This window comes from Gluconobacter sp. P1D12_c, from assembly GCF_018812105.1.
GTDB classification, from domain to species: Bacteria; Pseudomonadota; Alphaproteobacteria; order Acetobacterales; family Acetobacteraceae; genus Gluconobacter; species Gluconobacter oxydans_A.
The window spans coordinates 237,996-262,433 of record NZ_JACSIQ010000003.1; the positions used below are offsets into that span (position 1 = coordinate 237,996).

General features: G+C 57.2%; 23 protein-coding genes. 7 read left to right on the top strand and 16 right to left on the bottom strand.

Features of this window, described 5'->3' with window-relative positions; genetic code table 11:
* Window positions 1-38: 38 nt before the first annotated feature.
* The 6 genes from KP705_RS04965 to KP705_RS04990 all read right to left on the bottom strand — a co-directional run bounded on the left by KP705_RS04965 (window position 39) and on the right by KP705_RS04990 (window position 6,181).
* The gene (locus KP705_RS04965; RefSeq protein ID WP_215764122.1) at window positions 39-1,067 is read right to left on the bottom strand and encodes a retropepsin-like aspartic protease; all 1,029 of its coding nucleotides are present in this window, start codon (window positions 1,065-1,067) and stop codon (window positions 39-41) included.
* An 87-nt stretch (window positions 1,068-1,154) separates the two neighbouring features.
* Window positions 1,155-2,138 (bottom strand): zinc-dependent alcohol dehydrogenase family protein, encoded by a 984-nt coding sequence (locus tag KP705_RS04970; protein WP_215764123.1) that lies wholly within the window; start codon window positions 2,136-2,138, stop codon window positions 1,155-1,157.
* A gap of 34 nt (window positions 2,139-2,172) precedes the next feature.
* A complete protein-coding gene (gene adhP / locus KP705_RS04975) occupies window positions 2,173-3,201 on the bottom strand; it encodes an alcohol dehydrogenase AdhP (protein ID WP_046901231.1) in 1,029 nt (342 codons plus the stop codon).
* A 24-nt stretch (window positions 3,202-3,225) separates the two neighbouring features.
* Window positions 3,226-4,647 (bottom strand): NAD(P)(+) transhydrogenase (Re/Si-specific) subunit beta, encoded by a 1,422-nt coding sequence (locus tag KP705_RS04980; protein WP_215764124.1) that lies wholly within the window; start codon window positions 4,645-4,647, stop codon window positions 3,226-3,228.
* The gene (locus tag KP705_RS04985) at window positions 4,644-4,964 is read right to left on the bottom strand and encodes an NAD(P) transhydrogenase subunit alpha (RefSeq protein ID WP_046901233.1); all 321 of its coding nucleotides are present in this window, start codon (window positions 4,962-4,964) and stop codon (window positions 4,644-4,646) included. Before KP705_RS04985 ends, KP705_RS04980 begins: the two co-directional genes overlap by 4 nt.
* The gene (locus KP705_RS04990) at window positions 4,961-6,181 is read right to left on the bottom strand and encodes an NAD(P) transhydrogenase subunit alpha (RefSeq protein ID WP_046901234.1); all 1,221 of its coding nucleotides are present in this window, start codon (window positions 6,179-6,181) and stop codon (window positions 4,961-4,963) included. Before KP705_RS04990 ends, KP705_RS04985 begins: the two co-directional genes overlap by 4 nt.
* 333 nt (window positions 6,182-6,514) lie before the next feature.
* Between KP705_RS04990 and dnaG the strand changes: the two genes are divergently transcribed.
* The 7 genes from dnaG to KP705_RS05025 all read left to right on the top strand — a co-directional run bounded on the left by dnaG (window position 6,515) and on the right by KP705_RS05025 (window position 13,922).
* Complete coding sequence (gene dnaG / locus KP705_RS04995) at window positions 6,515-8,353, top strand: DNA primase (RefSeq protein WP_046901236.1); 1,839 nt, start codon at window positions 6,515-6,517, stop codon at window positions 8,351-8,353.
* A gap of 134 nt (window positions 8,354-8,487) precedes the next feature.
* On the top strand, window positions 8,488-10,443 hold the full coding sequence (gene rpoD / locus KP705_RS05000; protein ID WP_046901237.1) for an RNA polymerase sigma factor RpoD: 1,956 nt from the start codon (window positions 8,488-8,490) through the stop codon (window positions 10,441-10,443).
* Between the two features lie 11 nt (window positions 10,444-10,454).
* Window positions 10,455-11,027, top strand: coding sequence for a GNAT family N-acetyltransferase (locus KP705_RS05005; RefSeq protein ID WP_046901238.1), 573 nt, complete (start codon window positions 10,455-10,457; stop codon window positions 11,025-11,027).
* Between the two features lie 158 nt (window positions 11,028-11,185).
* Window positions 11,186-11,668, top strand: coding sequence for a 30S ribosomal protein S6 (gene rpsF / locus KP705_RS05010; protein ID WP_046901239.1), 483 nt, complete (start codon window positions 11,186-11,188; stop codon window positions 11,666-11,668).
* A 5-nt stretch (window positions 11,669-11,673) separates the two neighbouring features.
* Window positions 11,674-11,964 carry a 30S ribosomal protein S18 gene (gene rpsR / locus KP705_RS05015; RefSeq protein ID WP_046901240.1) on the top strand — a complete coding sequence of 97 codons (291 nt, stop codon included), beginning with the start codon at window positions 11,674-11,676 and terminating at the stop codon, window positions 11,962-11,964.
* 10 nt (window positions 11,965-11,974) lie between these two features.
* Entirely contained in the window at window positions 11,975-12,568 is a 594-nt protein-coding gene (rplI, locus tag KP705_RS05020; protein ID WP_215764125.1) for a 50S ribosomal protein L9, read from the top strand.
* Between the two features lie 133 nt (window positions 12,569-12,701).
* Window positions 12,702-13,922, top strand: coding sequence for a cyclopropane-fatty-acyl-phospholipid synthase family protein (locus tag KP705_RS05025; RefSeq protein ID WP_046901242.1), 1,221 nt, complete (start codon window positions 12,702-12,704; stop codon window positions 13,920-13,922).
* Between the two features lie 4 nt (window positions 13,923-13,926).
* Here KP705_RS05025 and KP705_RS05030 read toward each other — a convergent pair whose 3' ends face one another.
* The 10 genes from KP705_RS05030 to KP705_RS05075 form a co-directional block, all read right to left on the bottom strand.
* Entirely contained in the window at window positions 13,927-14,502 is a 576-nt protein-coding gene (locus KP705_RS05030) for a DNA-3-methyladenine glycosylase I (protein WP_052750058.1), read from the bottom strand.
* The gene (gene rsmA, locus KP705_RS05035; RefSeq protein ID WP_046901244.1) at window positions 14,483-15,307 is read right to left on the bottom strand and encodes a 16S rRNA (adenine(1518)-N(6)/adenine(1519)-N(6))-dimethyltransferase RsmA; all 825 of its coding nucleotides are present in this window, start codon (window positions 15,305-15,307) and stop codon (window positions 14,483-14,485) included. The genes KP705_RS05030 and rsmA overlap by 20 nt, the downstream gene beginning before the upstream one ends.
* 1 nt (window position 15,308) lies before the next feature.
* Complete coding sequence (locus tag KP705_RS05040; protein ID WP_046901245.1) at window positions 15,309-16,667, bottom strand: peptidylprolyl isomerase; 1,359 nt, start codon at window positions 16,665-16,667, stop codon at window positions 15,309-15,311.
* Window positions 16,668-16,669: 2 nt separating this feature from the next.
* Window positions 16,670-18,988, bottom strand: coding sequence for an LPS assembly protein LptD (locus tag KP705_RS05045; protein ID WP_046901246.1), 2,319 nt, complete (start codon window positions 18,986-18,988; stop codon window positions 16,670-16,672).
* Complete coding sequence (gene lptG / locus KP705_RS05050; RefSeq protein ID WP_080951481.1) at window positions 18,988-20,175, bottom strand: LPS export ABC transporter permease LptG; 1,188 nt, start codon at window positions 20,173-20,175, stop codon at window positions 18,988-18,990. The genes KP705_RS05045 and lptG overlap by 1 nt, the downstream gene beginning before the upstream one ends.
* Window positions 20,172-21,320 (bottom strand): LPS export ABC transporter permease LptF, encoded by a 1,149-nt coding sequence (gene lptF, locus KP705_RS05055; protein WP_046901247.1) that lies wholly within the window; start codon window positions 21,318-21,320, stop codon window positions 20,172-20,174. Before lptF ends, lptG begins: the two co-directional genes overlap by 4 nt.
* A gap of 56 nt (window positions 21,321-21,376) precedes the next feature.
* A complete protein-coding gene (locus KP705_RS05060; protein WP_064275000.1) occupies window positions 21,377-21,859 on the bottom strand; it encodes a hypothetical protein in 483 nt (160 codons plus the stop codon).
* 3 nt (window positions 21,860-21,862) lie between these two features.
* Window positions 21,863-22,876 (bottom strand): L-threonylcarbamoyladenylate synthase, encoded by a 1,014-nt coding sequence (locus KP705_RS05065; protein ID WP_215764126.1) that lies wholly within the window; start codon window positions 22,874-22,876, stop codon window positions 21,863-21,865.
* A complete protein-coding gene (locus tag KP705_RS05070) occupies window positions 22,873-23,670 on the bottom strand; it encodes a 3'(2'),5'-bisphosphate nucleotidase CysQ (RefSeq protein ID WP_215764127.1) in 798 nt (265 codons plus the stop codon). The genes KP705_RS05065 and KP705_RS05070 overlap by 4 nt, the downstream gene beginning before the upstream one ends.
* Window positions 23,671-23,735: 65 nt before the next feature.
* Window positions 23,736-24,374, bottom strand: coding sequence for a hypothetical protein (locus KP705_RS05075; protein ID WP_215764128.1), 639 nt, complete (start codon window positions 24,372-24,374; stop codon window positions 23,736-23,738).
* Window positions 24,375-24,438 lie beyond the last annotated feature (64 nt).

Here is a 24,438-nt window from a genome sequence, read left to right on the forward strand (position 1 = left end):
TTTATGGTCAGATGATATGTTCCCAATTCGGAATAGTATTATCGATCTGGCCTGGCTGTCTTCAACATATCATTCCCGGAATGAACGGGATTTTTCGGTGCGATAACCGGATCATGAGCGGTTGCCTGATACTTCCGGATATGGAGGGGCGTCCATGGCAGCGGCGGTTCTTTGGTTAGAGAAGGGTCTGACGCGGGTGAGAGCCAGATGGCCGCACGAGGTGGGTCCAGAAGGATATGGAAATGGTTCAGAGCATCAGTGCCTAACTCGTCATAGGCAATGGTGGAAGCGATGACGATCTTCGGGTGAGACAGCAGAAACGGGCCGATTTTCAGTGTGTCGAACGTATGAAGATAGCCACCAACTGTATTGCTTGCATTGATGCGGACGGGATCATCTGTGTTTGGCTCGGGAGCAATGCCTATTGCTCTGGCTGTATCTTGCTGGATCAGGGTTCGGTTGGAGCTTAGGTTGATTTTCATCCGAACCGGATGGCCGTTGAGTTCAACAAGAACCGTGTTCGAGAGTGGATAACCGTCTTGATAGAGGTGCAGTTTGGTTGTCGGCGCGGGGAGCAAATCTCCGATCGATGGACATTTCTCATCGTCGTATCGAAAGAACGTGACGTTGCGAGAGGAGCGGTCAATCAGGGTGGAAATATGGGAGAGAAAGTGCTCTCCCAATTCGACCTGGAGTGGCGGAATAATAGTGTTGGGTACTGAATAATCCACCACATAAGCAGTATAATTTTTGAGTATGAGGGCACCAATATTTACGGTTGAAAGCGTTTTTACGAATACCGTCGCTTCGCCTGTCTCTGATCCGGCATCTTCAGGAGCTGACCCCGAAAACGTGACATTGTGACTGGCAAAAACAAAATTATCACTTGCCTGTGGGGCAATGAAAAAGCGGGCAGGTAATCCGTCTATGCTGCCCAGCATGGAGGGTGGCGCATTATAGTGCTCCAGTGGAACAGAGACCGCTCCATGAACGCAATTCTGCCAAGGCGCAGCTTGAGCATGCCCGCAGAATTGAAAGACGATCAGGAGAAGAGCTGTCTTACGCATGAAGTGCCTGCCGGCTTCATTGTGACATAACATGTCTTTCTTAGGCGATGGAGCTGTTAAGAGCGAGGGCAGAGTGGTGATGTCCCCTTATGGAATGAGAACAGCGGCGCCTTCAAAGCGACCATGACGCAGGTCATCCAGAGCCTGATTGGCATCTTTGAGGGCATAAGGCGTATTCGTGACCTTGATGCCGATCTCAGGAGCCAGCTTTAGAAAATCCAACCCGTCCTGCCGGGTTAGATTGGCAACGGAGACGATTTCACGTTCTTCCCAGAGTGTATCGTATGAGAAGGACGGGATCGGGCTCATGTGGATGCCGCCACACACGACCTTTCCACCCTTGCGGACGGCTTTCAGTCCGGCGGGAACCAAAGCACCGACAGGCGCAAACAGGATGACGGCGTCAAGCGGTTCGGGTGGGAGTTCGTCTGAACCGCCTGCCCAAACCGCGCCAAGGTAACGAGCGAAGGCCTGCTTCTCTGTGTCTCCAGGGGATGTGAAGGCATAAACCTCGCGTCCCTGCCAGTGGAGCACCTGAATGATGATGTGAGCGGCGGCTCCGAAGCCATACAGGCCGATCTTTTTTCCGTCGCCAGCTTTGCTGAGACAGCGCCAGCCGATCAGGCCTGCGCAAAGCAGGGGGGCGAGGTCCTTGTCCTCCCCTTTGTCACCCATGGGAAAGGCATATCGGCCGTCAGCGACTGTCATGGTCGCATAGCCGCCATTGCGGGTGAAGCCTGTGAAAAGGGGGTGATCGCAGAGATTTTCCATCCCGTGCGTGCAGTAATAGCAATGCCCACAGGTATGGCCGAGCCACGGGATGCCGACCCGTTCCCCGACGCTCAGACCCTTGACGTTGCTTCCGAGCTTGTCGATCCGGCCGACGATTTCATGTCCGGGAATGATGGGAAGAGTGGGGTTGGCGAGTTCGCCATCCACGACATGCAGGTCTGTCCGGCAGACGCCACAGGCCCCGATGCGGATGCGGATTTCGTCCGGTCCGGGTTCGGGGTCTGGCAGCTCCACCCATTCCAAAGGCTGGTGGTGTTGGCGGAGCTGCATGGCAAACATGGCGTGTGCTTTCTAAAGTCTCAGGCGTCCTGTCTCAGGACCGGAAATCCAGAACCGTACGGCCCTGAAGGCGGCCGTTCTTGAGATTGTCGAAGATCGTGTTGATGTTCTCGATCTTGTCTGCGGTGACGACGGATTTCACTTTGCCACGGGCGAAGAAATCCATGGCTTCGATCATGTCCAGCCGTGTGCCGACGATGGAGCCACGAATGGTCGTGCCATTCATGACCATATCGAAGATCGACACCGGGAAGTCTCCGGGTGGAAGGCCATTCAGAACGATTGTGCCGCCACGGCGGGCATAACCCATGGCCTGCGAGAACGCAGTGCGGCCCACAGCCGTAACGAGAGCGCCGTGAGCGCCGCCGACTTCCTGCTGGATAAAGGCTGCCGGGTCCTTGTCCTTGGCATTGACGGTCAGAGCTGCGCCAAGCTTTGTGGCTGTGGCGAGCTTGTCGTCGTCAATATCGACGGCCACGACATTCATGCCCATGGCGACCGCGTATTGAACGGCCATCTGACCCAGACCGCCAACGCCCGAAATGGCCATCCACTGACCGGGGCGTGCCTCGGTCATTTTCAGACCCTTATAGACGGTCAGACCAGCGCAGAGCACAGGCGCGGCCTGGAGTGCGTCAATGTTGCTGGGCAGATGTGCAACATAGTTCGGATCTGCGACGACATATTCGGCGAAACAGCCATTGACTGTGTAGCCGGTGTCGTCCTGATCCTTACACAGCGTCTCCCACCCGCCGAGGCAGTGTTCGCAGTGCCCGCAGGCGGAATAGAGCCACGGCACACCGACCACGTCGCCGATCTTGGCGTGGCTGACTTGACTGCCAACGGCCACGATATGGCCGATGCCTTCATGGCCGGGGATGAACGGTGGGTTCGGCTTTGCGGGCCAGTCACCCTCTGCGGCATGCAGGTCAGTGTGGCAGACGCCGCAGGTATCGACTTTCACGAGGATCTGGTTAGGCCGGATCTCGGGGATGGGAAGCCTCTCGACAGAGAGGGGCTTCCCGAACTCGCGGACGACGGCGGCCAGCATTGTATCAGCCATAAGAGTGTCTCCTTGAGAAGGGTTTTACGATGCGCCGAGAGCCTTGACGGCTTCGACCATCTTGCTGAGGACGGCCTGCGCATCGCCGAAGACCATGGCGCAGTTGTCCTGGAAGAAGAGCGGGTTCTGAACCGCGGAGTAACCCATGCCCATGCCACGCTTGATGACGAAGACCTGACGGGCCTGATCGGCATTCAGGATCGGCATGCCGTAGATTGGGGAGGATTTGTCCGTCCGGGCGGATGGGTTCACCACGTCGTTGGCGCCAATGATGAGGGCGACATCCGTGTCAGCGAAGCTGTCGTTGATGTCTGCCATGTCATAGATCATGTCATACGGGACGCCGGCTTCGGCGAGCAGCACGTTCATGTGGCCCGGCATACGACCGGCGACCGGGTGGATGGCGAACTTGACGTCCACGCCCGCGGCCTGAAGCTGCTTGACGAAGTCGTACAGCTTGCCCTGAGCCTGAGCGACGGCCAGACCATAACCCGGCACGATGATGACAGACGAAGCATAGCGCATCGTCGTGGCAGCATCGCTTGGAGCGACGGACTTGGCTTCTTTCTCGGGACCGGTTGCTGTGGAGGCAGAAGCTTCACCGAAGTTGCTGAACAGCACGTTGGCAATCGAACGGTTCATGCCCTTGGCCATCATGACCGTCAGCAGCGTACCGGCGGAACCCACGACCATACCGGCAATCATCAGGGCCGGATCGGCCATGACATAGCCTTCGAGACCCACAGCCAGACCCGTGAAGGCGTTGTACAGTGAGATCACGACCGGCATGTCAGCGCCGCCGATGGGGATCGTCATGCAAATGCCAGCCAGCAGGGCGCCGATGAAGAACAGCAGCGTGGCGATACCGCCGCCATCCTGATGGTACAGGAAGGCTGCCATGATGCCGAGCAGGACGGTGAGCATGAAGACGGCAGCATTGACGATACGCTGACCACCGAAACGGATCGGCTTGTTCATGCGGCCATCGAGCTTGGCCCAGGCAATGATAGAGCCGGATAGGGACATGCTACCGATCAGGCCACCGGCGACGGTGACGAGAAGCGGAACGATGCCTGTCTCTTTCGGGCCGGTCAGGGCAATGACGGACACAGCCGCGGCAGCACCGCCACCCATGCCGTTAAAGAGAGCAACCATCTGCGGCATCGCCGTCATGGCAACGCTGCGGCCTTTCCAGCCAGCCCAGCCGCCGCCGATGACAAGGGCGAGAATGGCCAGAATGACGTTGACGACCAGATGTGGTTTTGCGGCTTCAGAAACACTGAAGATGCCGAGGAAGCTGGCAGCCGTGACGAACAGCATACCCCAACCCGCCGTCACAATGCCGGAAACGGCCGTGACGGGAGAGGACATGCGCTTGAGGCCGTAGACCAGCAGGCCGGAGGCGATAAGCGCGCTGATAGCGACGATATATTCGAGGAGGATCATTTCTGCGCTCCCTTCTGCGGAGCCGCTTTGTCACTGGGCTTGAACATGGCCAGCATACGGTCAGTCACGACGTAACCGCCGACAACGTTACCAGCGCCCATCATGACGCCAAGAAAACCAACGATCTGTTCGAGAATGGATGAGGCGTTAAACAGGGCTGTCAGCGCACCCACGACGACAATGCCGTGCACGAAGTTCGAGCCGGACATCAGCGGTGTGTGCAGAATGGAGGGTACGCGGCTGATGACCTCGTAGCCCGTGAAAGCCGCGAGCATGAAGATGTAGAGCGCGATGATGAAGGTCATTGCGGTGATCATCGTGCGGCCTCCTGTCCTGAAGCCTGTGCCGGTGCGGCAGGGGCGGCAGCCGGGGCAGGCGGTTGCGGTGCGGGCGGCGCCGGGGAATTCGGATCGACGGCCGTGCGGATGCCTTCGTTCGTGATGTAGCCATCATGAGTGAGGGCGGTGCCGGAAATGACTTCGTCCGTGAAATCCAGCTGGATCTGACCGTCCTTGGTCAGGATCTGCTGGAGCAGATGCATGATGTTTTTGGAATAGAGTTCACTGGCCTGAAGGGCGAGCATGGACGGAACATTGATCGGGCCAACGATTGTGGTCGGGCCGACCTGCACCGTCTGGCCAGCCTGTGTGCCTTCACAGTTGCCACCACCTTCTGCACCGAGGTCGATGATGACGGAGCCGGGCTTCATGGCCTTGATCTGCTCGGCATCAATCAGGCGCGGAGCCTTCTTGCCGGGGACGGCTGCCGTGGTGACGATCAGGTCGGCGCGGGCGATGTGATCGCTGATGGCCTTGCGGACTGTTTGCTTTTCTTCATCCGTCAGTTCGCGGGCATAACCGCCCTTGCCGGTGGCATCTACGCCGGTATCGACAAATTTGGCACCGAGGGACTGTGCTTCTTCGCGTGTTTCGGGGCGGACGTCATAGCCTTCGGTCACGGCACCGAGGCGCTTGGCGGTAGCAAGGGCCTGAAGGCCAGCGACGCCAAGGCCCATGACCAGAACCTGTGCGGCCCGCAGGGAGCCGACGGCCGTGGTCATCATGGGGAGGATCTTGGTCATGTGCACGGCCCCGAGCAGAACGGCGTAATAGCCGGCGAGGGTGGCCTGACTGGACAGGGCGTCCATGGCCTGTGCGCGGGAAATGCGGGGAACCAGCTCCATGGCGAAGCAGGTGACTTTCTGGTTCCGAAGGGCCTTAACCAGATCAGGGTGGTTTCGTCCGTAAATGAAGGACACCAGAATGGCGCCGGGCTTCATGGCCTGAACGGTTTCAATGGTGGGAGGCTGAACGGCGAGGACAATATCCGCATCGCCGAGGAGAGCTTTCCGGTCTGTTGAAAGGGTTACGTCTTTATAGGTTTCATCCGGATAGGAAGAGGCGACACCAGCCCCGTTTTCCATCGCGAAAGAGACGCCGAGGCTGCTGAGGCGCTCGACAACCTGCGGGATCAGGGCGACGCGACGTTCACCGCCTTCGTCCTGTTCTTTTAGTACCGTGATTTTTACGGTCATAGGTTGAGATCCTGCGTCTTTAATCTTTTGTGAAGGCGCGACTCATCCACCCCACTAAAGGGATGCAGGGGCCTGCACCTCGTTCGACTGCCATATTGACGCTATATTTGCGCCTCTTCCATTGATGGGTGTCAAAAGAAAAAAATTTCTTTTGGTTGTCATATTGTAATCGTTTCCAGATCAGGAAAACGGCTACGATTGTTTCAGAAACGGCCAATAACCTTTCTGTTTTTCTTTGAGTGTCCGCTGTTGGAGCCAGAGTAGATTTTCCTGTCTCAGGCTTGTAAGAGCCATCTCTTCCGACGGAACTGATTGAAAGGCTCCTGCTGCCCGATGGCATTCGACGCCGCCTTTCTGGACGAACTCCGCAATCGAACGCCGCTGGCCTCCCTGATCGGGCGTCGCAATAAGCTGGTTCGCTCCGGTCGTAACTGGAAGACATGCTGTCCTTTCCACGGGGAAAAGACGCCGTCTTTCTACGTTTATGATGATCATTTTCATTGCTTTGGCTGTGGCGCACATGGCGATGCGATTTCCTTTGTCATGCAAAGCGATGGCCGGAGTTTCCCTGAGGCTGTTGAGCAATTAGCCGCTGAAGCAGGCCTTGAAGTTCCGAAGCAGGACCCACGGAGTGAGGCGCGTGCGCGGGAGGTCAAATCTCTTGGCGATGTCTTGTCTCTCGTTCAGGCCAGCTATCGGCGTCGGCTCTTTCTTCAGGAAGGGCGGGAAGGGCTCGCTTATCTGCGTGGACGGGGACTGAGTGACGCGACTATCGAGCGGTTCGGTTTGGGGTGGTCTGGCGATGGGCGGCATCTGGTTGAGGAATTGCGCGCTCATGATGTGACGCCTGAAATGCTGGTTCAGGCTGGCATTTTGCGCGTGGATGATCGGGGGCAGCCCAAAGGGGAGCTGTTTTTCAATCGCGTGACGTTTCCGATCCGGGATCGCCGCGGCAAGCTGATTTCTTTTGGAGCGCGCACCCTGGGGGACGGGCAGCCAAAATATCTCAATGGTCCGGAGACGGCGCTCTTCTCCAAGCGGCGCACACTCTACAACCTCGATCTGGCGCGTGAGGCTGTCCACAAGGGCGCTGAGCTTGTTGTGGTTGAAGGGTATATGGACGTCATTGCTCTGGACCAGGCAGGCTTTGGCGGTGCTGTGGCGCCGTTGGGGACTGCGCTGGGCGAAGAGCAGCTTGATCTGCTGTGGCGCATGACGCCCTCTCCGATCCTGTGTCTGGATGGTGATGCGGCAGGAGCCCGCGCCGCTTTGCGGGTCTGTGAAGTCGCGCTTCCGCTTCTGTCTCCCGAACGAACGCTCAGGTTCTGCCGTCTGGATCCTAAAGATGACCCGGATAGTTTGATCCGGACACGCGGTGTTGCGGCCATGAAGGAAGCCCTGTCTGGGGCGACGTCTCTGGCGACTGAATTGTTCGGGTTGATGACAGGGGGGATGGTTGATCCCGGTCCCGATCAGCGGGCGGCGTTGCGTGAGAAGCTTGTTGCTCTGTCAAAGCTGATCCCGGATCGGGCACTTGCGTCTGAATATCGCAGTACGTTTCTGGATATGTTTTTCGCGCGCTTCAGGCGCGGTGGTGGAAGCAAAAAGCCATTCCAGAAGAAAGGGGTAGCGCTTCCTCTCTCAACACAGGCCCCTGCCGAGATGCGACATATCGAGCAGGGAAGTGTGGAACGTCTCAACATCCTGACTGCAATGCTGCTGCGCTATCCGGATATTCTTCCGGAGGTGGAGCAAGCCTATAGCAGTCTGGCACTCCCGGTGGATCTGGATCGGATTCGCTCTGCTCTTCTGGACTGGAGTTGTCAGGACGAGGATCTGACGGAAGAGAACTGCCATCGCTGGATCGAGGCTCATGGGCTGACGGATATCGTGGCGGCCGTGACAGAAAGTCCGATGCCTCGGGAAGTGGGTCTCGGAAAAGACAGGGATGAAGTTCTCAAGATCGATGTTGTGGAGAGCTGGTGGCACTTTTACGGGCTTGTAAATTTTCGCAATTTCGAGCGCGAAGTGGCCAATGACATTCAGGCAACCATCATGCAGGTCTATTCTGGTGGAGGGGGCGGAGACTCATCTTTTCCGGAAAGCCTGCTGGCGCGGATGAGGGTTCTGGAAGCACTGCGGCGAGGTGAGGATGTTGAAGAAGAAGGGTGAAAAAGGCCGGGGCTAACGTTTTTTATTGCCCTGAAGTTGCTTTCTTTTTCGTCTAAACCTTGACTTACGGCTCAGGATCGACCACCTGCACGCTGCCGAATTGCTTGCTTTCGGTGGAGTTGAGGGAGAGACGCATGGCGACGAAAACAGCCTCTGGTACGGATCGGAACGCGCAGGAACAGGAGGGGGATGCCACTCTTCTTGATACGCAATCCGCTGCCGTGAAGCGGCTGATCGCCAAAGGGCGTGAGCGTGGCCATATTACCTTTGACGAGCTGAACGCCGTTCTGCCGCAGGACCAGATGTCCTCCGAGCAGATCGAAGACGTCATGGCAGCTCTGTCAGAGATGGGCATTCAGGTTCTGGAAAACGAAGAACAGGACGAAGCTGAGCCGGCTCAGGAAGAAGCCAAGGAAGAAGCTGAGGAATCAGACGAGCCTCAGGGCGGCAATATTGATGCCGAGGCTGCCAGCCGCACGGATGATCCGGTTCGGATGTATCTGCGTGAGATGGGCTCTGTAGAGCTTCTGTCTCGCGAAGGCGAAATCGCGATCGCCAAGCGCATTGAAGCGGGTCGTGATGAGATGATTGGCGGGCTTTGCGAAAGCCCGCTGACGATCCGCGCGATCATTTCCTGGCATGAACGCCTCAAGGACGGCGAAATGCTCCTCCGCGACATCGTCGATCTGGAAGCCAGTCAGGCTGTCGGTCCGGGTCCTGAAGGCGAAGAGAGCGAGGAAGGCGAGGACGCGGCGGCTGACGAAGACGCCACGGACGACGATGCTGAAGAAGGCGACGGCGATCAGCAGGAAGGCAGTGGCCTGTCCCTGTCTGCTCTGGAAGAGAAGCTGAAGCCAGAAATTCTGGCCCGCTTCGAAGCCATTGAGCCGCTGTATCACAAGCTGCGTCAGCTTCAGGTCAAGCGTCTGGAGGCCCTGACGGCCGGTGAGGAAAGCTCGGACAAGTCTGAGAACATCTACGAAGAGCTGCGCCATGAACTGGTCAGTCTGGTGGAGCAGGTTCACCTGCATAACAACCGGATTGAAGAGCTTGTTGCCCAGATCAAGATGCATGTTCAGCGTCTGAACAACCTCGAAGGCCGCTTGCTGCGTCTGGCTGAGGGCTGCAAGATTTCGCGTGATGACTTCCTGCTGAAGTATCGTAACCGCGAGATGGACCCGACGTGGGTTGATTTTATCTGCACTCTGCCCGGTAAGGGCTGGAAGACGCTGACGACCAAGCACCTGGACCAGATCCGGTCCATGCGTGCTGACCTTGCGGCGCTTTCTCACGAGACTGGCCTGCCAGTTGGGGAATTCCGTCGTGTGTATGCGACCATTTCTCGTGGTGAGCGTGACTCCACGCGTGCCAAGAAGGAAATGATCGAGGCCAACCTTCGTCTCGTGATCTCGATTGCCAAGAAGTACACGAACCGTGGTCTGCAGTTCCTGGATCTGATTCAGGAAGGCAACATCGGTCTGATGAAGGCTGTGGACAAGTTCGAGTACCGTCGCGGTTACAAGTTCTCGACCTATGCCACCTGGTGGATCCGTCAGGCGATCACGCGTTCTATCGCCGATCAGGCCAAGACGATCCGTATTCCGGTGCACATGATCGAAACGATCAACAAGCTGGTGCGGACGTCCCGTCAGATGCTGCATGAGATCGGGCGCGAGCCGGCTCCGGAAGAGCTGGCTGAGAAGCTTGGCATGCCGCTGGAGAAGGTTCGGAAGGTCCTGAAGATTGCCAAGGAGCCGATCTCCCTTGAAACGCCGATTGGCGACGAGGAGGACAGCCATCTTGGTGACTTCATCGAGGATAAGACGGCTGTTATTCCGTTGGATGCCGCGATCCAGACCAATCTGCGTGAAGCAACCACGCGCGTTCTGGCATCATTGACGCCACGTGAAGAGCGCGTTCTGCGGATGCGTTTCGGTATTGGTATGAACACGGACCACACCCTTGAGGAAGTGGGCCAGCAATTCAACGTGACGCGTGAGCGTATCCGTCAGATCGAGGCAAAGGCTCTTCGCAAGCTCAAGCACCCGAGCCGCAGCCGCAAGCTGCGTTCCTTCCTCGACGATAACTGATCGTCTGGGTCATGCTGCCGGCCTGGCTTCATCCGCAGGGATCATCCACCCGTTTTGAGGTGGGTGTGACTTTTCTGGAGACGAGGGCAAGCCGCCCAGCTCCGGTTTTGCCAGAGGGGGTCTCTCTTGAGAGAGTTCTCCCTCCGGCATTGCCGCTATACCGAAAGCTTTATCGAGAAGTCGGTGAAGCATATTGCTGGTGGATGCGTCGTCCGATGCCGGACGAAAAACTTGCTGAAATTGTCCATGATCCTGACGTTTACTTCATGGTGCTCTGGCAGGCAGATGGTACGCCTCTCGGGTTTTACGAACTGGATCTGAGAGAGGGTGGAGACGCCAATCTGGCGTACTTCGGACTTCTGCCAGCAGCGATTGGTCATGGCTTAGGTCGGGCATTGCTGGATTCCGCGATTTCTCAGGCGTTTGCGGCAGGGTGCTGGCGATTGCGGGTCAATACCTGCACACTGGATCATCCCAGAGCTCTGACCAATTATCAGAAATGTGGGTTTGTAATTCAGTATGTTGTTCAGGAAATCTGGAACGTTCCTGACGAATATGTCCCGGCAGAGCTGCGTCGACTCTGAGTTTATCCTTGATTTCCGTTAGGCTGCATGATTAATGCAGCCTTTCCCTGCCGGGCGATGTGGCGTCGCGCCGGCTATACCCGCGCTTTCCCCAAAGATTGCACTGTCTCCGGCACGGGCTGGACCAGTTGGGTTGACCTTATCCGAAGGGAGTTTTCATGCCACTGTACGAAAGCGTGCTCATCGCACGTAACGATGTGTCTCAGGCACAGGTCGAGAGCCTGGTTGAGACCATTGAAGCCCTGCTGACCGAGAATGGTGGTTCCATCCAGAAGCGCGAATTCTGGGGTCTCCGTTCGCTCGCATACCGCATCAAGAAGAACCGTAAGGGCCATTACGTCCTGCTCGGTATCGACTGCACGCCGGATACGCTTCGTGAAGTTGAGCGTCAGCTCGGCCTGAACGAAGACGTGCTTCGCGTTCTGACGCTTCGCGTTGACGAAATCGATGAAACTCCGTCCCCGGTTCTTGCTCGCAAGAATGATGACCGCGGCGACCGTGGTAGCTTCCGTGGCGGCTCCAAGCCGGCTGGTCGCTTCGAGAGCGGCCGTGGCGGCCCGCGTCGTGGCAGCGAAGACCGTGAAGAATACCGTGCACGCGGCGAGCAGGACGATGCTCGTGAGGCGGCTGGAGCGGAGTAAGAAACATGTCCGATACAACCACCACCGACGTGAACGACGTCAACCCAGCAGCCCGTCGCACGGCTGTCGGCGCACGCCGTCCTTTCTATCGTCGTCGTAAGTCCTGCCCGTTCTCCGGCCCGAATGCGCCGAAGATCGACTACAAGGACGTGCGTCTTCTGAGCCGCTTCCTCTCTGAGCGTGGCAAGATCGTGCCGAGCCGTATCACGGCTGTTTCGGCCAAGAAGCAGCGTGAGCTGGCGCAGGCTATCAAGCGTGCCCGCTTCCTTGCCCTGCTCCCCTACGTCGTAAGCTGAGGAGAGCACCATGTCCCAGACCGCACTGATCCTGCTCCAGCGGGTCGAGCATCTCGGCCAGATGGGCGATCTTGTTTCCGTGAAGCCGGGTTACGCCCGTAACTTCCTGCTTCCGCAAGGCAAGGCGATGCGTGCTACGGCCGCAAACCGCAAGCGCTTTGACACGGAGCGCGCCCAGCTTGAAGCGCTGAACATCAAGAAGCGCGAAGAAGCCGAGCGTCTTGCCGAACGTATGGACAGCCTGTCTGTTGTCATCATCCGTCAGGCAAGTGACAGCGGCAACCTGTACGGCTCCGTCAGCACGCGTGATATCGCTGTTGCTGCTACGGACGCTGGCCTTACGGTTGCTCGTCAGCAGGTTGTTCTGGCTCACCCGATCAAGTCTCTTGGCCTGACGGAAGCCCGCATCGTCCTGCACCCGGAAGTGTCCATTCCGCTGACAGTCAACGTTGCACGTTCTGCTGAAGAAGCTGAGCGCCAGGCCCGCGGCGAAGCCGTTGGCGTGGAAGAAGAGGATGACAACATCCTCGGCGAACTGCAGGCAGAGAACGCAGCTGAAGAAGCTGCTGCCGAAGCTGCAGTCACGGAAGAAGTCGAAGGCTGATTTCGCTGGCATAGCCAACAGAAAACCCGGCCGGGTATTCCCGCGCCGGGTTTTTTGATGTCTGCTCTCCCAGTCAGGAAACTGAAGACTGTGTCATGTCTTGTCATGACGCGTGAACAGGAGGGAGACAGGCGTGAAACCCATTCTCGATTTCGTTCTGAAGAAATTTATTCAGGTCGGAACGCTACGAGTCACTTTCAGCGACGGTACGGTGCATACCTATCGTGGGGCTTCTCCCGGCGTTGAAGCGGGCTTACATCTCAAAACAAAACAGGCTGAGCGTTCTCTGGTTATTAATTCCGGGTTGGCGTTTGGCGAAGAATACATGGCTGGCGAACTTGCGCCGGAAGGATGCACTCTTGAGACGCTGATGATCGTTCTGATGGCGAACATCACACAAGGTGGTCATGTTTTCGAAGAGATCGAGGATCGACTCCGTTACCTTCTTCGGCCTTTTAAGGGACTTAATTCCCTCAAGCGCTCAAGCCGGAATGTTGCGCATCATTATGATCTGAATGGTCGCCTGTATGACTTGTTTCTTGATAAGGACCGTCAGTATTCCTGTGCCTACTTCCAGCGCGAAGACATGACGCTTGAGGAGGCTCAGATCGCGAAGAAGCGACATATTGCCTCCAAGTTGAATCTGAATCGTCCTGGATTGGAAGTTCTGGATATTGGGTGCGGCTGGGGCGGTCTGGCGCTGACACTGGCAAAAGAATATGGCGCAACGGTTGTCGGTATTACGCTTTCCAAGGAGCAGTTGGAGGAGGCGCGGGCTCGGGTGCGCGCAGAGGGGCTGGAAGGGCAGGTCCGTTTCGAGCTCATGGACTACCGCAACGTTCACCACGAGTTCGATCGTGTCGTGTCAGTCGGAATGTTCGAGCACGTTGGGCAGCCGCAATTTGAGCGCTATTTTCGCGGAATCAAGGAATGTTTGAAGCCGGATGGCGTTGCTTTGATCCACTCGATCGGTCGAACGGATGGGCCTGGAACGACTAACGCCTGGCTCCAGAAATACATCTTTCCCGGCGGATATTCCCCGTCTCTAAGCGAGACGCTGGCTGCTGTTGAGCGCACTGGCCTTTGGATGACGGACTGCGAAGTTCTGCGTCTGCACTATGCCAAGACAATTGCAGAATGGCGCAAGCGTTTTGAGACCAACAGACAGAAAATCATTGATCTGTATGACGAACGGTTTGTGCGGATGTTCGAGTTATATCTCGTGGGAAGCGAGCTGGCGTTCCGCGTGCAAGGGCACATGAATTTTCAGCTTCAGCTGACACGGTCCGTGGATGCTGTGCCTTTGACCCGTGATTACATGTTTGAAAGTGAGCGTGCGAAAAGCGCAGTCTGAGTTTTTAAACTTGGGGTTCGTAGCGAAAGCAGGATGGGTCATGATCGTGGATCAGACCCACGGCCTGCATCCAAGCATACACGATGACAGGCCCCACGAAGCGAAAACCTCGAGCTTTTAAAGCTTTAGACACAGTTACTGAAAGAGGCGACTGCGCCAAGACTGCTCCGGTCGAATTATAAATCGGAGCATTCGGGACCAGGGAGGCAATGAAACCTGCGAAATCTTCGCCTTGTTCCTTCATGGCGAGGTAGGCTTGTGCATTGCCTATGGTGGCTTTGATCTTGGCACGGGCCCGGATGATTCCGGGATCCTGCATGAGGCGGTCGATATCCTGTTCCGTAAAGAGCGCTACTTTTTCAGGGTCAAAGTTAGCAAAGGCTTTCCGAAACCCTTCACGCCTTTTCAGAACAATTGCCCAGGATAAACCCGCCTGAAAGCTTTCCAGAACGAGGGTCTCCCACAGCTCACGGCTATCATGGATCGGAACGCCCCACTCTTCGTCGTGGTACTGGCGAAGAAGGGGGTCTGTTGCGGCCCAACGACAGCGGGAAAGGTTCTCAGGCGCGGGAGCGGGCAAGATGCAGCTCTGCAAGGCGGCCAAATTCTGCAACGCTCAGGGTTTCAGCCCGGCGTGTGGGCTCGATACCCGCAGCGTCCAGAAGTGCTTCCCCACCAATCGATTTGAGAGATGAGCGTAGCATTTTGCGACGCTGTCCGAAGGCAGCCGCTGTGACGCGCTCCATCGCACGGAAAAGCTCTGGTGCGGGCTGCTCTGCATGCGGAATGAGAACCGCAACGGCCGAGTGAACCTTAGGCGGTGGGGAAAATGCCCCTGGTGGAATACGCAGAGCCACAGAGCAGGACGCGCACCATTGGGCCAGAACAGCAAGCCGCCCGTACGCAGAAGTATCTGGCTCAGCACAGATGCGTTCAGCAACTTCAAGCTGGAACATCAAAGACAGGCGTTCCCAAGAATGGGCCTGTCTCAACCAGCCAACAAGAAGGGGCGTGGCAACATTATAAGGCAGGTTGGCGATGATCTGTCTGGGAGCGGGGGCAAGGCTCGCCGCATCCAGTTTCAGGGCATCCTGTCGGATAATATGCAGACGATCCGGATAGTGCCCGGCCAGCTCTTCGAGTAGCGGCCAGGCACGCTCGTCAATTTCCACAGCATCAACTCGGCTTGCCGGACTATCGAGCAGAGCGCGTGTCAGGCCACCAGGACCAGGACCGATTTCAACAACACTTCGTCCTGTCAGATCACCGCCCAAGGCGACGATCCGGGCACAGATTCCCGGGTCCAGAAGAAAGTGCTGACCGAGGGATTTTTTTGCATCCAGACCGTAAGCCTGGATGGACTCTTTTAGAGAAGGAAGGCTCACGTCAGTTGAGAGCCGGCTTCGCTGCGGGGCGGATATCGATGATGGAGCGGCGCTGCAGATCGCGTTGGAGCTGGCGTGAAGCCTGTTCAACGCGTTCGTTCATGAGCTGATCGGCAATTTCCCCAGGTGTCTGCTGTGCCAGATTTTTCTGCTGGCGATCACAGACCATCAGTAGTGCAATTCCATCCATGGAAACCAGCGGATGGCTTACTTTGTTTACAGGCAGAGGCTCGATGATGGAGCGCATCTGGGGAGCCAGACGCTCCAGAACCTGCGTGCCCGGATTGCTGGGACGTTTTTCTCCCAAGGACTTGTTAAGTGCTTCCATGGCATCGCAGCTGTGGATTGTCTCCACTGCATGAGTTGCCTTCTGAAGGGCGGCCTGCTGCTGAGCAGTTGGATTCTGTGGGTTCAGCGGCGCATCGAAGGGAAAGAATGCCTGACGCAGGGCGACGAGCGTGCCCATCTGCTTTCCAACAACGCGTTTGGCCTGAACTGTTGCAATAACGAAGCCGCCTGCAACCTGGATTGGATTGGAAATCGCGCCAATCGGCATCTGTCGAACAACATTCACAACCTGTGGATCCAGGCTGTCTTCCTGTACCCATCCCATGGAACCGCCATCGAGAGCAGACTGTGCCTGCGAGAACTGGGCAGCAACAATCGGGAAGGGAGCCCCTTCGCGAAGCTGTGAGATGATGGTGCGTGTGAACGCAAGTTCGTTCTCATCGTGGCGAGGGTCAGCAACCGGAACGAAAATTTCGCTCATCATGTACTGAGGACGACCCTGCTCGGCCTGAAGAGCTTGTTCACGCTGTGCAATTTGGGTGGCTGTGATACGCCCCCCTTCGCCCAGTTGCTCACGGAGCACCTGCATCCAGCCAATCTGTACACGGATCTGATCAATCAGCGTTGTCAGGGAAACGCCGTCAGACGCAAGGCGATCTCGCAGGGCATTTTTGGGCATGCCGTTGCGCTGTTCGATGTTGCTGATGGCTCCGGCAATCTGCTCGGGCTCGACATTGATGTGTCGCTTGAGCATTTCCTGGGTCTTCAGACGCTCTTCGATCAGCTGGTGAATGATCTGGCCGCGCATGCGGTTCATAACATCCGGGCTGACAGGTAGGCCTGTGGAGAGCACGAACAGCTTGGCGCGGTTATCCACATCACGCTGGGTCAGGACCTGGCCGTTGATAACAGCCAAGATTTGATCTTCGGGTGGCTTTGCCGCAGGTGGCTGCTCCTTTTTGGGAGCAGTCTTATGAGCGGGTGCAGCATGCGCCACAACGGTGGGAACCGCTGTAGAGAAGGCCAGCAGGGCAACCAGGGCAGTAGATGCAGTGCGATGGGTCTTGAACATGCTCAGCCGTTAATTCCGAAAGTGCCGATCGTTTTGAACGTGAAGTTGAACATCACAGTGGTGTTCCGCTGCTCGCCGCCGATCCGTGTGTACTGTTTGATATACATGATATCCAGCCCGAAGCAGTCGTTGGAATACCCAATGTCTCCCCCGTTTGCGACGAACTGTTTCCGGGACAGACTGCGCCGGAAGAAGCCAGAGGCGTGATAATTACGCCAGTGCGTCGCCACGCTTCCTGTGATTTCGTTCGTCTTGACCAGATAAGGCGAGTTTACGCCGCCTTCACGATAGTTGGTGGCGTAGTAATAATAGGGTGTTACCGGAGCGTAGAGATAGCCTGCACTAAAGCGCAAAGCTGGAATGCCAGCGCTGAACAGGCCTTCGCCATAGTCGAATTGGTGTGTCCAGGGGTTGTAACGTCCGCGGGCCGTTACATCGAGGTACTTGTTGGGTGTGAAACGCACACGGCCAACCGGGTCCGAGAGGTGGTGATCTAGGCCGGAATACGGGATGCGGTTCTTTGTAATGTGCTCCTGGATGCTTTCACCCACCAGCATGTCGATGGAGTGGCCGTTCCACGTCCAGCTCTGATGAACTCCGATATTGCCGCGCAGGCCGCCATCGAGACGATCTGTTCCAGCATAGCGGTTCAGGGCGAACATTGTCGTATCGGTGAACTCGTACGTCAGGCTGTCTTCATTCGGCATATTGCTGTTGGCTGAGTTGCCGGTGTTCGGCGCGGCAATCAGCTGAACAATAGGTTCAAGGATCTGCGTGCCACGTCCGCGAGCAAAGGAACGGAGAAACGGCCAGTTCATCTTGACGGCAATGGTTGGCAGAACCTGCCCTGTGACTTTTGTGCCGCCAACTGCGTAATAGGTCGGCTGCTGTGCGAGACGAGTGGCCCGATAGACGTTTGAGTCCAACCGTGCCGTTACAAGCCACTGCTGGCCCAGACTGTTGTGGAACGGACGGTCCCACTGCATCTGAAGCTGGCCACGCTGATCAGACACGCCCTTTGTACGGTACACGTCAAAATCTGTAGTGTTCATGCTGAAACGCCCACCCAGTGCATCAGGCTGGCCCTGATAGGCGTAGGTGAAGCGCGGCAGTGCCCATGGCAACTCGGAGTTCTGAATGACGCCCTGGTTCAGGCCCTGATAGGCCTGTGCGTCGAGGCGGGCGTAGGCGCCTACGCCGTAGCCTTCAAGATAGACGTTCGAGTTGAGCGATTCCTGACCGTAACCAGGGACGCGGTAATCTCGCATGTAGTTGGCCGACGTCGCCAGATTGACGTTGATTCCTGCCTGCCAATGCTTGTTGATTGCGAAATTGCCTTGACCGAACACGTAACCCTGAAGGCCATATTCGCCTGAAGAATTGACGTTGTTTCCGAACGTATTGACGTAGCGGCTTTCTCGGTTGGTGTCGTATGCGCCACCGGCCGTGATATCCAGCGTGCCAAAGTTGAAACGGCGGCGATATTCGCTGGTGATTTCCGGGCCGGTCTTTGTGGAGACCAGTCCACGAACGGTGAGGTCCTGACTGTCGTCAATGGCCCAGAAATATGGAAGGGTGAAATACGTTCCAAGATAGCGGTCATGCGGGCTGATACCGGCCATCAGGAAGCCGCTTTGTCGCTTGACCGACGGGTCGGACATCGAGAAGAACGGGAAATAGAACACTGGAAGGCCGAGCATTTTCAACCAGGCATGGTTGAACTCGATACGCTTGTGCTGGGCATCCTGCGTCGCGCCATAGGCCTGGAACTGCCAGAACGGCGGAGCGTCAGGGTTTGTTTCGCAGATCTTGCACGCCGTATAAACGGCATGTGAGAGATCATTGATCAGGCCATTGGTGCGACGCATGCCGTTACCGGCCAGCTTCGCATTGTCCTGCATCTGCATGTAGATGGACGTGCCAATGCCGTCATGCATGCCATGGCTGAATTCCATATAGGCGGCATAGGTGGTGCTGCCGTCCGGTTCCATGATGGCGACATGGCCGCGCGCTGCCAGAACGCCTGTGTTCCGGTCATAGGTGATCTTGTCGGCACGGAGAGCGTGGTCGCCCTGCCAGATGCGGACATTGCCTTCCCAGGTGACGAGACCGTTCTTTGCGTAGCTTTCGCTGTCAGCCAGATAGGTGAGAGGGTCGTGCTCGGACGTCGGCTTGCCAATGACGATGATATGCGAATTGTCGCGCTGCATCGTATTGGCAAACATGTCCTGCGGCGCCACGAGCGCAGTTCCCGTCAGGGCGACGCCTGCAAGAGAGACGCATCTGCGGGCGCGTTTTGGGAGCCACCGGGGCACCGACATCAACCATCCTCCATATGCAGCAAAAGCGCGACCGCAAGGCAGAGCCCTGCGCCCGTGGGCGCCCATGCAGCAAGAACCGGCGGCAAAGCGCCAGATTCACCAAACTGTTCAGCCACTTTCGAGATCGTGAAAAGCGCAAAGCCTGCAGCAATTCCCGATCCAAGCATCCGGGCCACTCCGCCGCGTCGCGCAGGACGCATCGAAAACCCTGCGGACACCAATGCCATTGTACCAGCAAGGATGGGAAGAGCCAGAAGCGATTGGAAATGTAACCTGTGCCGAATTGAAGGGAAACCGGACCGCTCCAGAAGGGAGATAAAGCTGGGTAGAGCAAAGACCGACAGCGTATCGGGCGATGCAAAACTTTCCTGAATGCGACTGACCGTAAGGTCGGACGGAAGGCTCAGGGTTCCGATTTTTTCCGGCAGATGATCCGGATGCAGCAGAGACGAATCATTCAGGCTCCACTGCTGGTGGGCGAGCGTTCCGGTTGGCGCTTCGACGCGGACAATCAGACGGTCCCGGTCATCCAGGCGGAAAATGGTCACGCCGGAGACATCGAGCGTATCCTGCGCAAGTTTGACGTTCTGGGCGTGGAGAATGGCGACGCCATGCGGCGTCAGGCCTTCGTCAGCTTGTCTGAGCCAGAGTTCACCACCTTTGAGTGTAAGAACGCCACCGCCTGTTCGAAGATAAGACTGATCCAGAAGCTCCGCCTGCCGATACATCGAAGAGGAAAGGGCTGAGATACCGGTGGTTGTGAACAGACCGATCAGGAGGGCGCAGGCGAGAGGACTGGCAAGGAACTGCCAGGCAGAAATACCTGCGGCTCTGGCGACGATGAGTTCGGACGACCGTGTCAGGCGGGAAAAGCAGACAATTCCGCCAAGTAGGATACCAAACGGCAGCACGTAAATGACGTAATACGGAATGTGTAGCCCTGCGATTTCAAGAATGAGGCTGGTGGGCACATTGGGCCGGGTTGCGGCGCGCCTGAGCAGGTCAATGAAGTCGAACAGGGACACAAGCCCTGTCAGAGCCAGAACCATCGACAGCGTATTCAACGTGAAATGACGTGCGATGTAGATCGCCAGGGTCGTAGAAAACCCGACTTCTGCTTCCTGTGGTTTCAGGGTGTGGATGAGCGTGGAAAACCAGCTCCGATACCCGTCAGTGGTGGATTTCATGAAGGGCGTCCAGTTTGGCGCGTGGTTCCGGTCCACTGCTCGGCAAACAGAAGAGCTGCACAGATGATGCTTGGAAGAAGGGCTGCAACCCAGAGCAGGGGAACAAGAGCAAGATTTCTACCAGCGAAATTCTGGAGCATGAGCGAAAGTGCGAGAAGCCCAACGACTGTCAGAATGGCGATCAGAGGACGGGTGATATTTCCATGGCGGGAGAACGTCCCCCTAAGAACAGCCACAAGCCCGATCATGGCGAAGGATAACACAGTCAGTGGCGCGGTCAGGCGATGCCACCCTTCGACTGCAAATTTGCCCCTGTCACGCTCAGACACCTCGTTTGGATCCGGGTGGAATAGATCGTGCAATGGCATTTCCGATGCGTCCCGCTCTTCATGGTTGTTCTGGCGGGAGGACGTTAGATCAATCGTGTTGCGGCCAAATGTCAGGACGTTCAGTCGCCCTGTATGCCTGTCAATTTCCTCACGAGAGCCATTGTAAAGGACGACGCGAGGCTTGTCGTTGACGGTTACGATCGTGCCCCGTTCGGCCAGAACGGTCGTATGGGCATCCGGGTCACGATCATCTTCCACCAGAACACCGTGCAGCAGCCCGTTTGAATCCCGGGAGCGGACATACACGGTCATGTCCCCAGAGACCTTCGTGAAAACACCATCCTGCAGCAGGAAGGCGGCCATCTGATTGCGGATCTGGAATTCGTATCGATGGAACGCGTGATAGGACACCGGCGCCAGCCAGAGCGTCAAAACGTAGCACAGTCCCACGCAGGCGCCTGCGCAGATCAGGCCGGGGCGTGCCAGTTCCAGAGGGGAACGACCAGCGGCGCGCATGACGGTCATTTCCCGGTCGCCAGACATCCGCTGATAGGTGAAGAGGATCACGAGGAAGGTTGTGATCGGTAGAATAACTGCCACAAAGGACGGTAACATCAGGGAGGTAAGCTGCAGAAAGACACGTAGCGACAGCCCATGCTGAACAATCATCGATACAAAATGCAGCGATTGAGTCAGCCAGATGAGCGCGACGGCTCCTCCCGTCAGCGCCAGAAGGGCAATGACAAGCTGGCGGAGAACGTATCGGTCAAGAAGGGGCAGCAGATGTCGCTTTGCAGCGCCGGGGGAAGAGGCCATGGCCCTTCATCTATCCTTAGCCTGTGACGGGAGAAAGGCAAAAAAACAAAACGGTATCAGCGGAAGTAGACTGATCGGTCAATCGGAGGCCGGTCTGTCAGGCTATGGTAGAACTGGCTTGTCGCGATCCCAAGCAATAGCCCCGCGCTGATCCCAAAAGCAATTGTAATGTAACGCCACGGGCGCTGGGCACGCTGTGTCGCGATCTCCGTCATGAGAGCTCGGCTCTCCATCTGCGTATGACTGAGGGCGCCCTGAGCGGACCGGAGGTGACCCTGGGTTTGTCGCAGTTCGCGCTCAAGCTCAGAAATTCTTTGGCGGAACTGTTTTTCCCGATCGGCTGCGTTTTGGCGTCCCGTATCGGCAGCAAGGCTTGCAAAAAGATTTTTGAGCGCACCGCCTGACAGATTATTGCGTTTGGCACGGAGGCGAAGTGCTTCGAGCGCATTTTGGGCAGAGCCCGACGGCTCTGCGAGAACCAGCGCGAGAATATCGGAAAGAATTTTGATATCTTTGGGATCGAAGCGGTTCTCGGCCATGTGTCAGCCAAGAGCTTGAGAAAGTGGGCGTGGTTCAGCCGCACGCCGTAGCCGATCTCGAATTGCAAGTCCAAGGCCCTGACGGGGAATGGGCTGTGCCGCGATACATGTCAGCCTGCGTTTGGTGCCTTCTGCGTCCAGGAAGCGCAACCCTGCGAACAGGCGTGCCGCAGCTTCTTCTAGATTCCCGGTTTCACTCAGATTCCAGGTCAAGCCAGCATTAGAAAGCGCCGGGCCAAAGGCAAGCAGTGCTTCGTTGGGACGGACGTCATAGGCGTCAAGGCGGACTGGTAGGGAGGGCGCATAATGAGATGCCAGCCTGCCAGGGGAAGAGGGAAGCGCTTCGGCAAAATCGTCCGGATGCTGGATTGGGCCACAGAGTGCGGTCAGTTCTTCCAGCGTCACGCCACCCGGCCTGAGCAGGACAGGTGTATCCCGCGTGAGATCCAGAACAGTGCTTTCTACTCCGACGGAGCACGGGCCAGAATCCAGAATGGCATCGATACGTCCATCCAGAGACCGCAGAACATGTGAAGCGTCTGACGGGCTGACAGTCCCGGAAATGTTCGCAGATGGCGCTGCGATGGGGGCGCCAACCTCACGGAGGAGGGCAAGAGCCGTTTTGCCTCTGGGGACGCGAAGGGCCAGCGTATTCAGGCCAGCGGCAGCCAAGTCCGAAACAGTGGAGTGTGATCCGCGGGGCAGGACCATCGTCAGGGGACCAGGCCAGAACTTGTCAGCCAGTGCATACGCCATGTCTTTGATCCGCCCATGCAGATCTGCCTCTGCAAAGGCGCTTTCTGCATCTGCCAGATGGCTGATGAGGGGATTGAAGCGGGGACGTCCCTTGGCTGCAAAAATACGCGCGACTGCGGTGTCGGACGACGCGAGCGCCCCCAGGCCATAAACGGTCTCGGTTCCGAAGGCGACGAGCTTACCGGCCTTCAGAAGCTCTGCAGCGCGGCGGATTCCGTTTGTGTCAGCAGTCAGGCGTTCCGTGTTAAGGGTCTCGCTCACGAAGTGCCTCCGGTGCAGTAAAATGAAGAGTTCAGGCGGTCGGGCTTGCCGTAACGCAATGGCTGGCCGTTTTCATCCAGCAGGCTTCCTCCTGCGGCTTCGAGAATGGCCTGCGGGGCGGCGGTGTCCCACTCCATTGTCGGCCCGAAACGGGGATAAAAATCCGCAGCGCCTTCTGCGACGCGCATGAATTTCACAGAGGAGGCCAGCTTGTCGATGGACGCGACTTTCCGTCCGGCGAGCCACCGCTCAAGAAGCTCGGTATTCCCATGATGGCTGGACGCCAGAACGCGCAGCCCTTCAGCAGAAGGTTGGGCCGTGTGGATAGGGGTACTGGTCGTGCCATCGAAACGATGCGCGCCGAGCCCTATGCCCCCGCTGTAGATCAGTCCGTATCCTGGAAGTGCGACGACGCCCAGAGCGGGTCTGTCTCCACGAATCAGGCCTATATTGACGGTGAAGTCCTTGCCGCCGGACGAGAAGCCGCGGGTTCCGTCCAGTGGGTCCACCAGCCAGTAGGCGTCCCCGGCTGTAACCTCAATCCCCGCGGACATTTCCTCTTCCCCGATTGCGGCAAGCGACGGGCACGCCGTGCGCAGGCCACGCAGGATGTGGTCTTCAGAGGCGCGATCTGCCTCCGTGACTGGAGAGGCGTCTTTCTTGACTTCCGTGAGGAAGCCTCGGGCACGGATTTCGTTGATGATGTCCGCTGCTTCCGAGGCCAGACGGAATGCGAGGGACAGCAGGGCGCGGTCATCGTCTGGGGAGACCGTATGGAGGGGGGCTGAGGTCATGCCTGCAAGGCTACTTCATGAAAGGCGTTTCGTCATGTGCTGATGCGAGGGATGCCTCGTCGTGATTACGGGAAGCACCCATCTGGAGAGGAGGGTGACCCCGCATTGGCGGACAGGGGCAGGCCTGTGGCGACTTTCAGAGCGATATCGGAGCTACAGAATGTTCCCGGAACAGCGATCTTTTTGACAAAGCGAAAATAGAGAGGTGTCCATCCGGGAGCGCCATCTGATGCGACAAGGCTGTAAATGTAAACGATGGTTGGGCCACGAGAGGTTACAGGGCCGTCTTTTGGGTTTCGAATGGCTTCGAACAGGAGAGTCGCGGGTTTTCCATCCAGTACGCCATGAGCGAATTGAATAGTGGTCAACGCGTCCTCACCCGTGTGGGGTGAATCTCTCAGATGGTCTTCGAACGAGTGATCGGGTGTTTCTGAAGACCCTTCGATGCCAATGACGCTGGTTCTTTTGTCGATTACGGTCGTCAGAACATACATGTGATAGCCCCACGCATTTCCGTTGTCCCGCCATGCCTGAAAGATGGAGAATGGTCCTAGTGGGCTTTCGAAGGTGTTCAGTCCGGCATGCAGGGGCAGGAGTGAGAGCTGGCTGAGTTGCCCCGAGGCCGCCTGCGCTGTTGCATGCGGAACAGAGCACGCGAAGGAGGTGATGATTGTAGCGAAAATGAAACCGGAACGCAGTGACATGTGACGTCTCCGTTGTGCTCATCGAACTGCTCCCCTCTTGTGTGGAAGCACGCTGTTCCCGATA